Here is a 13957-nt window from a genome sequence, read left to right on the forward strand (position 1 = left end):
TGTCCCTCCTTATATCATGATATGCAGCGCTTGCGGCAGTGCAGGCGCCACATATCGTCTAAACGTGTGTCTGAAGATTTATTTAACGGTTACTTTCACGTCTTTTCGGTTCATCGTCTTCGTTCCGCTTCCGTCCGAGGTGATCGTGATGACAGCTGTTCCCGCCTTCTTAGGCGTCACTTTTCCAGAGCTGCTGACCGTCGCGATCGAGGCGTCTGAGGAAACATAGGACAATGCCGCATTTGATGCAGACTTTGCATTCAGGCTGTATGCCTTTGATGTCTTCTTCAGCCTGACAGATGTCTTTGATACGGTAATCGGATCTTTTTCTACAATGAACATTGCAGACGGGATCCATTTGCCGTTCACAAAGTCACGGCCCAGCACCGCGATCTTATCATTATATACGCGGATATAATATCCGTTCGATCCCTCGGTGTACTCCCCGGCTGTCTCATTGTAGCTTGTCCAGAGATATCCGACCGAGGCGGTATTGAATGCAACCGGCGCATTCGTACTGCCGCTGAACATACATCCGATTGAATTCAGCTCCCAGTGGCTGTGTCCGTTGTACAGGATGATCTGTCCGTATTTTTTCAGGATCTGCTGGAACGATTCTGTGTTGTCCACGCCATCCCAGCCCTGTCCGCTGAAACTTCCCGCTACGGTGTTTTTCATGGACTGATGCAGGAATACGAATACAGGTCTGTTCGGATCTTTTTCAGTGTCTTCCTTCATTTTTTCGTCGAACCACTTCAGTTGCGCATCGGACATCTGCGCGTGCAGACCTTCCTTTTCACCACCCAGATAAATAAAGTGATATCCGTTAATCCACTCGTCATAATAGACATTCTTCGGCGTTGATACCGACGGATTGAACAGGTGCACAAAATCCTGGAACTGATTGTTCGGGTTCCCAGCCATCCAGTCGTGGTTTCCGATAGCAATGTGGAGTTTCGGCGTAACGCCGGCGGAGTCGTACAAGGATTTCATCTTGTAGAACTGATCTTTTCTTCCGTTATTCGCCATATCTCCGTTGATCACAATCGCACGGCTGTTCGGACTGTTTTTCTTCACATCGTTCAGCATTTCCGTGAAGTGCTCGTTATTGTACTTATCATAGTATTGCAGCGAGCTGTCATTTGTGATATGGACGTCACTCACGATCTGGAATTCCATGATCGGTGAACCGAGCTGATAGCTGCTGCCTTCCGGAAGATCAACTGAAACCGCTTTGGAAGACAGTTTTTTTCCGTTTGCCGCATAAGCGATCAGTTTCTTCGCACCCTCCGGAATAATCGTATGCTCGTACATGTGGAATGTGGTCGTATCGCCTGTCAGCCTGAATTTCGCCAGTGCATCGTATCCGGCCAGCGGGTTGCCATCTGCACCTGCCCAGTACATCACGCAGTCTGTCGCAGTTTCGTTCGCAGCATCTTTTGTTATTGTAACTGTGCCATTCGCATAACCGTCCGAGGTGTTATCCTGCGAATAGTGAATCGATTTCAACGTGTCCGGAGCTGATTCTCCAACGGAGATCTTAGTCGACGCTACTTCATCATACCCAGAGCCCCTGAACAGAATAACCTTGTATTTTCCTGCCGGGATCTCATGTGTAGGAACCCTGTCAGTCCGGTTATAGTTTGTATTCTGGAGAATGACCGGAACACCGGCTTTCTTTCCACTGTCCTTATCGTTTACATAATACCAGTAGATTGAAGTCGTCGTTCCGCTTCCCGTACCATAGGTGTCATCTTCATTATATATGCCGACCCAGTACGCTCCCTCTCCGGTTGCTGTTGCGATGATGTTTTCTCCGACATGGTAGCTGGTCTTGTTCGTTTTGACCGATTCCTTCGCTGTATCAATGCTTCCGGTGATGGTAATGTCCCGGCTCGAGACCACATCAGTACCGTCTGAAAGCAGCGCAATCTTGTATTTACCGGCGGTCAGCGTCGCTTCATCATAGCGTGAATCGCTGATCTGCCCGGCGGCGCGAACATCATAGGTCTTCCCGGAAGTGTGACTGATTCCGTTATTCGTATTTCCGACATAGTACCAGAAGATCGGTGCTTTCGATTCCGGATCATCTCCTGCTTTGTAGAGTCCCACAATATCGCTGGATGCCCCGGCAGCCGTTACCCTGATCGAATCGTTTGCATCATAAGAATCTGCACTTACAGAAAGAGACCGTTCGACCTTGCCAGTTTTCCGTTTTTCAATCTTTCCTGTGCTCCACTGCGTATCCCAGTTGAATGTGGAATCGACGACCTTCATCGCATCCTTCCAGGTGCTGATGTTGCCGTTGGCCTTCTTGTATACCTTTCCGCCCTTCTGGAACTGAATATATCCAAGATACCGGTTTGAATAGTCAAAACTCTTATCCGTATCAATGTACTTCCACAAAGTATATGCCGGCTTCTTCTTTCCATCCATTCCGATCAGACCGAAGTTCGCATTGGCCTTTTCAAGTTCCTTCGTATCATGCAGCCGGAAATACATCAGACTGCTGACGCAGTTCATATGCGCCGCTTTGTAATAAAGCTGTGCAATATATGCAGCCTGCCGATACTTATCGGCTTCTGTATTCTTCTCCGAGGACACACCGGTTTCCTGCAGAATCACGTCACGGACTTTTGTACCATAGCGCATTTTATTCTGTTCCAGGTATTTCTGCAGGATTTCGAAGTTCGAAATAGTGAGCCATTTTGACGAATTGTAATTTCCGCCGACTTTAACATTCGGGTACATCGGATTCATTCCCGTATCGTTATAGCCGACATCCGATGCCGGCAGGTTGAATCCGTATATATGCGGCGTGATACCCCAGTCATAGCCGCCTCTCCGGTTCGAATACTTCGCCAGCCATTCCAGCATTGCCTTCGGTGCATAGGCAGTTCCGCCTACAGCTTCATTTCCCGGAGCTGCCCAGTTATGTGTAATGGAGATATGAACCTTCGCATCCCCCGCATATTTTTTTACTGCCGCATTCGAAAGGCGAAGCGCTCTCGCATACTCCTCCATATATTCGTTGAAGCGAGCCGTTTGCTTTTTGCCCTTTGCTTTTTTCTCCGGCATAAAGCATCCGGTGAAATCCACTTCATTTCCGATCACATAATTATTGATCATCCCATGTTCCTGACCTCTGGAATAACGGGATGCCAAAAACTCCATACATGCGATAAAGTAGTCTCTGCCGGAGGAATTGGATGTGTTCATTCCGAAAGATTCTCCCGTACGGTTGCTGTACAGAAGTGCAGACGGAATTCCGTTACTCTCGCCGTTGTCCATCAGAAGTATTGTCGCCGTAGTATTGAGACCATTCTGCGTATTTGCTGAAATCAGATTGTCATACTGTTCAATCTTACTCTTATTGAAATAATATGTTTTTCCGTTTGACTTGAAGCGAATTGCATTCGAATGATATTTCGGGTACAGAATTCCAGCCAGATTGATATTGATCGCCATCGAGGATGCACCCAGGTCCTTCGCATCACTCAAAGCGGCAGCATCATCCATAAAGAGTCCCTTCTTGGAGGCCATTTTTATGGTTACAGACTTCACCGGGGAATAAATTTTCGATGCATAGATCGGGCCTTTGACAATCTTCCCTTTCTTGTCCACGAGATAGTACTTGTTATACAGCAGGTCAACACCTTTTTTGTATCGTTTGACTGTAAACGTCTTGTTCGATCCCATCTTGTACTTACCGATGTACGTTCCCTTGACCTTTGCAGATTTGCTGATACCGTTAAGCTTATCCTTTTTATTGTACTGGTTCGCCCGGCACATATAAAGCTTGGCTGTGCCTTTCTTTCCGACTCGTTTGATCTTGATTTTGACTTTTGACTTCTCCACGCTGACCGTCATGCCGGAGGATTTCGCATCCTTTGAGCTGACCGCATACGTGTCATGGCAGACAAAAGAGAATGCCGCCGTGACAAAGATGATCGCGAGCAACGTAATGACAGCCGTATGAATGCCTCCTTTTCTTAATTCAGCACGGAGGCTAATTTCTTTCCTAAACATTTCCTTTCTTCGCCTTCTTCCCTTTCTTCACTTTCTTCGCACTTTGATTTAACTGTTGCCCTATACCGGGAAAATCTGTTAAACCCTGAAACCCAATCCTTCAGGCAACGAGCACATAAATCGGCCTGATACCTCTGGTATAACTGAATCATCCGATATTGAATACTAAATTCACCGAAAGTTCATTACACCTTATCAGATTATCTGCAATTGCAAAAAGGACCAGAATAATGCGACTTACTCTGATCCCTCATTCAAGTTCTGTTTTAGCGGACGATTTTGACAGAATACAAACTGCATATTACATTCCCGGCCGAATTCCGCAGCAGCCGGACTGCAGCCGCAACGCCCTGTATCAGACCGGATATCATCCAGTTCATATAAGCGCATTTTATAATAACGTCCCTTTTCCCGATGTTAAAAGCTCATTTATTTCGCGACAGCGGTCTTCGCTGTTTCACAGAGCTTCGCGAATCCGGCCTCGTCATAGATCGCCATCTCGGAGAGCATTTTTCTGTTGATTTCGATTCCGCTCTTCTTCAGTCCGTCCATCAGACGGCTGTAGCTGATGCCGTTCATTCTCGCGCCGGCGTTGATCCGGGCGATCCAGAGTTTCCGGTAATCTCTCTTTTTGCGCTTTCTTCCGACGTATGCGGACCGCAGTGATCTCATCACCGCGGGATTCGCCGCGCGGAAGACCTTGCTCTTCTGTCCGTAGAAGCCCTTTGCCTGCTTCAGAATTTTCTTATGTCTCTTGTGAGCGTTTACGCCCTTCTTTACTCTTGCCATATTCTATACCTCCTGTATACTGATATTTCAACCTTTAGTAACGCGATCCTTCCGATGCGCTATTTCGCCATTGATCTGAGCATTCTCTTCTGATCCGCTGAGGTCAGAACCGTGGATTTACGCAGACCCTGTTTTCTCTTCGGCGTCTTCTTGGTCAGAATATGACTCTTGTATGCCTTATGTCTCTGGATCTTTCCGGATCCGGTGACCTTCATTCTCTTGCACGCGCCTCTGTGAGACTTCATCTTGCATTTTGCCATAATTATACCCTCCTATGTCAATTATTATTTCTCGTTATCCTTGGATTTCTTATGCTTCTCAGCAGGCTTCGGCGACAAAAACATGGTCAGACTTCTACCCTCGAAGGAAGGTTTTTTGTCCATAACCCCATATTCTCCACAGGCCTCTGCAAAGGAATTCATGACCTGACGTCCTCTGTTGACGTAGTCGCGTTCACGTCCTCTGAACCGGAGACTGACCTTGACTTTGTCCCCGTCCTTCAGAAACTTGCTGGCAGTCTTCGCCTTCACCAGAATATCATGCTCCTCGATAAAGGTGCTCAGTCTGATTTCCTTGACCTGAATCGTCTTCTGCTTTTTCTTGGCCTCTTTTTCCCGCTTCTGAAGTTCATAGCGGTACTTTCCATAGTCCAGTATTTTCGCAACAGGCGGCTTCGCGTTCGGTGAGATTTCCACTAAATCCAGCTTCCGCTGTTCTGCCAGTTCCAAAGCCTCGCTCCGGCTCATGATTCCGACCATTTCTCCATTGCTGTCGATCACTCTCAGTTCTCTGGCACGAATCTCTTCGTTGATTCTACTTTCTCTGCTAATTTCTCTACCTCCTACTAAAAAACGGATACCTTCTGTATCCGCTTCAAAAAACGCAAGCTACGCTGTTTTCAACTATTTACCCAACAAACACGATCGTCTGAAAGGTGAGAAGCGGATAACTTCTTCTTGATTACTTCAACAGTATACCATCCGTTTCCGTCCCTGTCAAATATTTTTCAGGAATTCAGAGGCCGCCCGGACAATCCGGGCGGCCTCTGAAAATGTAATTATTTCTTCCGTTTTATTTACTCAATCATTTAACCTAACTGCCGCAGAACCGCGATATCTCATTACAAGTCCGCGATCTGCTTATGCACAACCGGAATCGGCGTCGGATCCACCTCGTCGATGTTGTGTACATATTTATGCACGTCATCCATCAGATGCCCGCTCAGCAGCCACACCCCGATAACGTTCGGGATGACCATCAGACCGTTCAGGATATCCGCAATCGTCCAAACGGTATTCAGTGCGATTACGCAGCCGACAAAGGACAGAACCACAAACGCGATCTTATACGGCATAATGATCTTCGGTCCACAGAGGTATTCCGCACACCGCTCACCGTAGTAGGACCATCCGAGAATCGTTGAGAATGCGAACAGTGCCAGCGAGAGGGCGATGATCGGACGTCCGACAACCGGAATCAGTCCGAACGCATGGAAGGTCAGAACTGTCGTGTCAGTATTGCTTCCGGCCTCGATGAATTCAGGATGCGCCAGTGCGGAGCTTACCAGCGTAAGTCCGGTCAGCAGACAGATGACTACTGTATCCCAGAAGGTACCGGTCATGGATACCAGAGACTGTCTCACAGGGTTTCTGGTCTTCGCCGACGCCGCTACGATCGGAGCGGAGCCCATGCCGGACTCGTTGGAGAACAGGCCTCTCGCACATCCGTAACGCAGTGCGACTGCAACGCTGTAACCGAACAGTCCACCGGCGCCTGCCTGTACTGAAAATGCCGATTTGATAATGAGAACGAGCGCTTCACCGACGAAATGACCGTTCATAATCATGACCCAGATGGAACCGATTACATAGAACGCCGCCATAAACGGTACCAGCTTCTCGGTAACCATCGTGATGGACTTGACTCCGCCGATGATCACGATCGCCGTGAATACCGCAACCAGTATTCCGGCCACCCATTCAGGAAGTCCGAAGTTCTGCTTCAGGGCTGTGGAAATGGAGTTCGCCTGCGTCATACAGCCGATTCCGAACGCCGCGATAGCACCGAACAGTGCGAACAGGACGCCCAGCCATTTGGCGTGCAGACCTCTCTCCAGCGCAGTGAACGCGCCGCCGATCATGCGTCCGTCTTCCGTCTGCTCTCTGTACTTGACAGACATCGCGGTTTCCATGTATTTGGTCGCGATGCCTAGAACGCCGGTCATCCACATCCAGAAGACTGCTCCCGGTCCGCCGCTCGCCACCGCAGTGGCGACGCCGATGATGTTTCCGGTTCCGATTGTCGCCGCAAGGGCGGTCGTCAGCGCACCGAACTGCGATACTTCGCCTTCTCCATCCGGATCCGGCGTAACGGATAACTTGATCCCCTTAAATGTATGCTTCTGGATAAAACCTGTTCTGATGGTGCAGAACAGATGTGTTCCGAGCAGAACAATAATCAGGGGCAAGCCCCATAGAAAAGCGTCAAAGTTGTCTAGGGCCTTTACCATACTCTCATGCCTCCTTTGCAAAAGTGCTAAGACAATAACGAATAATAATTACGTTCTTATTATATCACACACTCTTCACAAAGCAAACCCCTTTTCTAAATAATCACATTATTTTAAGTGACTTTTTTGTGATTCACATACAAGCATACCGTATATTTTATATTTTAAGCGCACAAAAAGCGCTCCGCAATATTCGGCGAAGCACTTTTTGTGTATATTCCGTGTATATTTCAGAGGCATTTCAGCGGAAATTATTCCGTGCCGGATCGTATCCCCTACTTCAGAAGCGCGATCAACTGGCCGGCTTTGACCTGCTGTCCCTTCTTGATAAAGATTTTCTCCACCTCTCCGGAGGTTCTCGCAATGATATTGGTCTCCATCTTCATGGCTTCGATTACCGCGATCGGCTGCTGATCCGCCACAGTATCACCCTCGTTGACCAGCACCTTGACGATGTTCCCCGGGATGTTTGCGCCGATCTCCATGGGGTTCTCCTCATCCGCATAGCGTGCTGATGAGCTGGAGACTGCGGCCTCCACCTGATTATCCTTGATGCGGACGACCCTGCGGTTTCCGTTGACCTCGAAATCCAGATCCCGGAACCCTTCTTTGTCCACATCCCTGACCTCCGTCAGACGGATGACCAGCTCTTTTCCTTCGTCCAGCTTGACCTCACAGGTTTCGCCCTCACGCAGCCCATGGAAGAACACATCAGAGCCCATCAGGGTGAAGTGCCCGTCCTTCTTGATACTCTTCTGGTACTCCTCGTAGACCTTCGGATACATGGCGTAGCTGATGACCTCACGGTCTGTTCCCTCCAGTCCGAAATAGTTCTGCAGGCCCGTGCGTATGTACTCGAAATCCTCCGGCTCCAGCAGTTCTCCCGGCCGTTTGGTAATCGGCTCCTTGTCCTTCAGCACCAGTTTCTGCAGATCCTTCGGGAAACCGCCCTCCGGCTGTCCCATCATTCCCTCGAAGAAAGCGACGATGGAATCGGGGAAGTCGATGCTCTTTCCCTTCTCCATAATATTCTCCGGTGTCAGGTCATTCTGCACCATGAAGATCGCCATATCGCCGACCGCCTTGGAGGACGGAGTAACCTTGACGATGTCGCCCAGCATATCGTTGACGCGCTTGTACATCTCCTTGACCTCACGGAGCTTGTGACCCAGTCCGAAACTCTCCACCTGCGACTGCAGATTGGAGTACTGCCCGCCCGGAATCTCATATTTGTAGATCTCCGCGGAAGCCGTCTTCAGATCACTCTCAAACGGCTGATACACCGGCCGCACATCCTGCCAGTAATCCGAGATCTCCTGCAGTCTGTCCGCGTCGATTCCGGTCTCTCTGTCGGAAAATTCCAGCGCGGCGACGATAGAGTTCAGCGCCGGCTGCGAGGTGAGGCCTGACATGCTGTTTACCGCGGCATCGATAATATCCACTCCCGCATCCGCCGCCCGCAGACAGGTCGCAACACCGTTTCCGCTGGTGTCGTGGGTATGAAGATGAATCGGTACGCCCACTTCCTCCTTCAGTGCGCGGACCAGTTTATACGCCGCTTCCGGCTTCAGCAGGCCGGACATATCCTTGATTCCGATAATGTGCGTTCCGCGCTTCTCAAGTTCTTTTGCCATCCGAACATAATACTGCAGATTATATTTGTCTCTGCTGGCGTCCATGATGTCGCCGGTATAGCACAGCGTCGCCTCTGCGATCTTGCCCTGGTTCAGCACCTCGTCCAATGCGATTTCCATTCCCGGAATCCAATTCAGCGAATCGAAGATGCGGAACACGTCGATGCCGCCCTTCGCCGCCTGCTTCACGAACTCCCGGATGACATTGTCCGGATAGTTTTTGTACCCCACCGCGTTCGCGCCGCGGATCAGCATCTGAAACAGGATGTTCGGAATCTTCTCACGCAGCTCGTCCAGCCGCTTCCACGGCGATTCCTTCAGGAATCTGTACGCGGTATCGAAGGTCGCGCCGCCCCACATCTCCAGAGAGAACGCATCCTTCTCGTACAAAGCCACTGCCGGAGCGATCTTGGTCATATCGATGGTCCTCACCCGCGTCGCCATCAGGGACTGCTGCGCGTCCCGCATCGTAGTGTCGGTGACCAGCAGTTTCTTCTGGTCCAGGATCCAGTTTTTCACAAATTCCGGTCCGTGTCTGTCCAGCAGCTGCTTGGTTCCGGACAGCTGATTGATCTGAGTCATCTTGATTTTCGGGAATACCGGTACGTTAAACTCCGGCTTGTTCCCGTGGGTCTCGTTAACCACAATATTCCCGATGTAGCTGAGCACCTTCAGCTCGCGGTCCACCTTGGTGCTGATGTCCAGCAGTTCCGGGTTCGCCGCGATAAAGCCCGTGTCGCACCTCCCCGCAATGAAGTCCGGGTGGTTCAGCACGTTAAGCAGGAATCCGATATTGGTTTTAACTCCTTTGATCTGGGTTTCCTTCAGCGCCCGAATAGCCTTCCGGCGCGTATCCTCGAAGGTGAGCGCGCTGGCCGTAATCTTGACCAGCAGGCTGTCGTAATACGGGGTGACCACCGAGCCGGTGAAGCCGTTCCCGCCGTCCAGACGGATTCCGAATCCGGAAGCGCTCCGGTACAGTTCAATCGTGCCCGTATCCGGCGCGAATCCGTTGGCAGGATCCTCGGTCGTGATCCTGCACTGAATCGCCGCTCCACGCACGTTCACATCGCTCTGCCCGCGGATCCCGATCTCATCGGAATCCAGGGTATAACCCTGTGCGATTTTAATCTGCGCCTGCACAATGTCGATGCCTGTCACAAGCTCCGTCACGGTATGCTCAACCTGAATTCTCGGGTTCATCTCGATGAAATAGTGATTTCCGTGCTTATCCAGCAGGAACTCCACCGTTCCGGCACTGCGGTAATTCACATGTCTTGCGATTTTCAGCGCATCCTCACAGATTGCCGCTCTCTGATCTTCTGTCAGACACAGCGCCGGCGTGAACTCAACTACCTTCTGGTGTCTTCTCTGAATCGAGCAGTCGCGCTCGAACAGATGCACGATGTTGCCCTCTTTGTCCCCCAGAATCTGGACCTCGATGTGCTTAGGATTCTCCAGATATTTTTCGATGAAAATGTCGTCGTTTCCGAACGCCTTCGCCGCTTCGCTCTTCGCCGTCCGGTACTCATTGATGATATCCGCCTTTTCGCGGACCACACGCATTCCCCGGCCGCCGCCGCCGGCTGCCGCCTTCAGAATCACCGGGTATCCGCATTTGTCAGCGAATTCCACTGCCTCGTCCTCACTCCGGATCGCCGCCTCGACGCCCGGAATCGTCGGAACTCCTACTTCCTCCGCCACCAGCTTGGACTGGATCTTGTCACCCAGCTGATTCATCATATCCGCAGTCGGTCCGATGAACTCGATGCCTGCGTCCTCACAGGCCTGAGCAAAATCGGGGTTTTCCGAAAGGAAACCGTATCCCGGGTGAATCGCATCTACGCCCTTCGCTCTGGCGATTTCAATTATCTCATCGATTCCCAGATAGGCGTCCACCGGTGATTTACCCTTGCCCAGCTGATAGGACTCGTCCGCCTTGGTACGGAAAAGGGACGTGTTGTCCTCCTCCGAATAAATGGCGACCGTCCGGATCCCCAGTTCACTGCAGGCTCTGAAAATCCGAATCGCGATCTCACCGCGGTTGGCGACCAGTACTCGCTTGAATCTCTTGATTTGCTTCATCTCTCGTTTCTCCTGTTCTCTAAAGATGCTGTTAAAAAGATGTTGTTTCTGTCTCTCCGTTTTCTGTACACCGATACATTTCATCCTCGCGTTACCGCGTCAGATCCTGTCCGGTTTTCGTAACCTCGATATGTGGATACGGGATTCGTATCCCTCGCCTGTCGAATTCTTTTTTGATTGCTTCTTCCATATAAATCAGGGCTTCGCCGCGGTTCTCGGTCCGGCACCAGATGCCGACGTCGAACACAAGTCCCCTCTCGCCGTGCTGTTTCAGGCATATCCAGGGCTCCGGCTCTTCCAGAAGCATCGGTCCCTCGCGAACAACCTGACGGATAGCGTCTCTCGCCTGATCGATGTCCGAGTCGTAACTGATGATGAATTCTCCGCTCACCCGACGCAGCTCGCGCCTGGACGCATTGATTACCATGGACGTCGTTACATTTCCGTTGGGAACGATGATATCCCGGTTATCATAGGTATGCAGATGCGTCGTCAACAGATCGATCCGGTCAACGATGCCGGTGGTTCCGTTAATCTCGACCTCATCTCCCGCCACAAAAGGCTTTGTGAACAAAAGAATGATTCCGCCTGCCACATTGCTCAGCGAGTCGCGCAGTGCCAGCGCAACCGCCACCCCCGCAGCGGCAAGCGCTGTCACCAGAGGCGCCATGTCCACGCCCAGTTTGGACAGAATCGTCAGAATCAGCAGAATCCACAGGACGATGCCGGTGGTTCGCATGATCAGAGTATGAACCGACCGGTCCAGGGCGGACTTTTCCAGCGCCGTTCTCTCAATGCGGCGGACGACCCGGATGAAAATCCAACCAATAACCAGAATGAGCAGTGCCTCTCCGAATTTTTCCAGCAACGCCCATCCGTTTTCCGCCGTAAAAATATTGCTGAAATTCATGAAAGGAACCTCCTATCTCCCCGCTCTGCGGCGATCCAGTTCATGCAGGAGTTTCTTGCGCAGGCGGATATCGTCCGGCGTAACCTCCACCAGCTCGTCGTCGGCGATAAACTCCAGCGCCTCCTCCAGTGTAAAGGTTCTCGGCGGTGACAGCTTAATCGTCTCATCGGATCCCGCCGCGCGCATATTGCTGACTTTCTTGGCCTTGCACGGGTTGACATCCATATCGTCACTCCGGGAATTCATCCCCACAATCATGCCTTCATACACATGTGTTCCCGGCTCTACGAACATCTGAACCCGCTCGCCGATATTGAACAAAGCATACGGGGTGCAGTTTCCTTCCTCGATGGCGATGGCGACGCCGTTGGTCCGTCCGGGGATCTCCCCTTTATATGGTTCGAAATCGAAGAACCGCCGCTCCATGCTTCCCTCTCCCCGGGTATCGTTGATAAACTCAGAACGGTACCCTAGCAGTCCTCGGGTAGGCACATGGTATTCCAGCCTGGAATACCCGTTTTCTCCGCTCATCTGCACCATCATTCCCTTTCTCTGATTGAGCTTGGAAATCACAGATCCTGAGTACTCATCCGGAACGTTGATGACGACCTCCTCCACCGGTTCCAGTTTCCGTCCGTTCTCATCCTTATGGAAAATAACCTCAGGCTTGGAAACCGCCAGTTCATAGCCTTCCCTTCTCATATTTTCTATCAGAATCGACAGATGCAGCTCGCCTCTTCCTGAAACCTTGAAGCAATCGGTCGAATCCGTATCCTCCACCAGAAGTCCCACGTTGACTTCAAGTTCTTTGTTCAGGCGCTCCCGGATGTGGCGCGAGGTCACATATTTCCCCACTCTGCCGGCAAAGGGCGATGTGTTGACCATGAAATTCATGGACAGGGTCGGTTCTTCAATGTGAATCATCTCCATCGGCTGCGGATCGGAGGGATCGCAGATGGTTTCCCCGATGGAAATATCCGAGATTCCGGAGACCACAACGATGTCTCCGCACTCTGCCTGCGGCACAGCCATGCGCTTGAGGCCCCGGTAAACAAAGACCTGGTTGATTTTTTTGTTCTCGATAGTTCCGTCTTCTCTGGCGACAGCGACAGTCTGTCCCTCCCGGATCACGCCCCTGGTGATCCTGCCAATGCCGAGCCTGCCGATGTAATCGTCATACGCCAGCGTGGAAACCTGAAACTGCAGCGGCTCATCGCGCAGATCAGGATAAGGCGCACAGTGCTCCACAATCGTGTCAAACAGCGGCGTGATATCCAGTCCGCCAATTCCTCTTGGCGTATGGCGGAGTTTTTTGTCGCCCTCGCCGACCTCGATGCCTTTTACCTCCTCCGGATCGCGTACCGCGATTCCCTGACGGGCGATGCCGTAAAGAATAGGGAAATCCAGCTGCTCATCATTGGCGTTCAGATCCATGAAGAGTTCATAGACCTCGTCCACCACCTCGTCGATGCGGGCGTCCTTCTTATCGATTTTGTTGATCAGAAGAATAGGATTCAGCCCCTGCTCCAGCGATTTGCTCAGCACGAATCTCGTCTGGGGCATCGGTCCTTCGCTGGAATCCACCAGCAGGATCACCGTATCCACCGTCTTCATGATCCGCTCCACCTCAGATGAAAAGTCCGCATGTCCCGGAGTATCCACGATGTTGATCTTTGTATCTCCATGCATAATGGAACAGTTCTTGGAATAAATCGTGATTCCCCGTTCTCTCTCTATATCATCGCTGTCCATGACACAATCCACGACCTCTTCGTTTTCACGGAAAACGCCGCTCTGGTTCAGGAACGCATCCACCAGCGTAGACTTTCCCGCATCTACATGGGCAATCACAGCGATATTGATTATTTTTTGTTTTTCTGCCATAAAATATAATCCCCTCCAATGTGTAGGCTTAACAATTAATGTTACCATAATTTCAAAGCCAATTCAACACCCGGAAGGGATTTTCTTACACTCACCCGGAAGGGATTTTCTCTCACT

Annotated in this window: 8 protein-coding genes; all 8 read right to left on the minus strand. The window is 50.9% G+C overall.

What is annotated here, in order from left to right:
• Positions 1-78: 78 nt before the first annotated feature.
• The 8 genes from FYJ64_RS05460 to typA all read right to left on the minus strand — a co-directional run bounded on the left by FYJ64_RS05460 (position 79) and on the right by typA (position 13840).
• A complete protein-coding gene (locus FYJ64_RS05460; RefSeq protein ID WP_154574199.1) occupies positions 79-4029 on the minus strand; it encodes a DUF5722 domain-containing protein in 3951 nt (1316 codons plus the stop codon).
• Between the two features lie 429 nt (positions 4030-4458).
• Positions 4459-4818 (minus strand): 50S ribosomal protein L20, encoded by a 360-nt coding sequence (gene rplT, locus FYJ64_RS05465; RefSeq protein ID WP_154574200.1) that lies wholly within the window; start codon positions 4816-4818, stop codon positions 4459-4461.
• Between the two features lie 59 nt (positions 4819-4877).
• Positions 4878-5078 carry a 50S ribosomal protein L35 gene (gene rpmI / locus FYJ64_RS05470; protein ID WP_075712468.1) on the minus strand — a complete coding sequence of 67 codons (201 nt, stop codon included), beginning with the start codon at positions 5076-5078 and terminating at the stop codon, positions 4878-4880.
• Positions 5079-5102: 24 nt separating this feature from the next.
• The gene (gene infC / locus FYJ64_RS05475; protein ID WP_276962161.1) at positions 5103-5675 is read right to left on the minus strand and encodes a translation initiation factor IF-3; all 573 of its coding nucleotides are present in this window, start codon (positions 5673-5675) and stop codon (positions 5103-5105) included.
• 263 nt (positions 5676-5938) lie between these two features.
• Entirely contained in the window at positions 5939-7327 is a 1389-nt protein-coding gene (locus FYJ64_RS05480; RefSeq protein ID WP_154574202.1) for an alanine/glycine:cation symporter family protein, read from the minus strand.
• Positions 7328-7602: 275 nt separating this feature from the next.
• Entirely contained in the window at positions 7603-11046 is a 3444-nt protein-coding gene (locus tag FYJ64_RS05485) for a pyruvate carboxylase (RefSeq protein ID WP_154574203.1), read from the minus strand.
• 91 nt (positions 11047-11137) lie between these two features.
• Positions 11138-11956 (minus strand): mechanosensitive ion channel family protein, encoded by an 819-nt coding sequence (locus FYJ64_RS05490; protein ID WP_154574204.1) that lies wholly within the window; start codon positions 11954-11956, stop codon positions 11138-11140.
• Positions 11957-11968: 12 nt separating this feature from the next.
• Positions 11969-13840, minus strand: a complete 1872-nt coding sequence (gene typA / locus FYJ64_RS05495) for a translational GTPase TypA (protein ID WP_154574205.1) — start codon at positions 13838-13840, stop codon at positions 11969-11971.
• Positions 13841-13957 lie beyond the last annotated feature (117 nt).

The sequence above is a fragment of the Hornefia butyriciproducens genome (assembly GCF_009695915.1).
GTDB lineage: Bacteria > Bacillota > Clostridia > Peptostreptococcales > Anaerovoracaceae > Aminicella > Aminicella butyriciproducens.

Coding starts and splice junctions, on each gene's coding strand:
- FYJ64_RS05460 (WP_154574199.1), bottom strand. CDS start 4,029: ATGTTTAGGAAAGAAATTAGCCTCCGTGCTGAATTAAGAAAAGGAGGC.
- rplT (WP_154574200.1), bottom strand. CDS start 4,818: ATGGCAAGAGTAAAGAAGGGCGTAAACGCTCACAAGAGACATAAGAAA.
- rpmI (WP_075712468.1), bottom strand. CDS start 5,078: ATGGCAAAATGCAAGATGAAGTCTCACAGAGGCGCGTGCAAGAGAATG.
- FYJ64_RS05480 (WP_154574202.1), bottom strand. CDS start 7,327: ATGGTAAAGGCCCTAGACAACTTTGACGCTTTTCTATGGGGCTTGCCC.
- FYJ64_RS05485 (WP_154574203.1), bottom strand. CDS start 11,046: ATGAAGCAAATCAAGAGATTCAAGCGAGTACTGGTCGCCAACCGCGGT.
- FYJ64_RS05490 (WP_154574204.1), bottom strand. CDS start 11,956: ATGAATTTCAGCAATATTTTTACGGCGGAAAACGGATGGGCGTTGCTG.
- typA (WP_154574205.1), bottom strand. CDS start 13,840: ATGGCAGAAAAACAAAAAATAATCAATATCGCTGTGATTGCCCATGTA.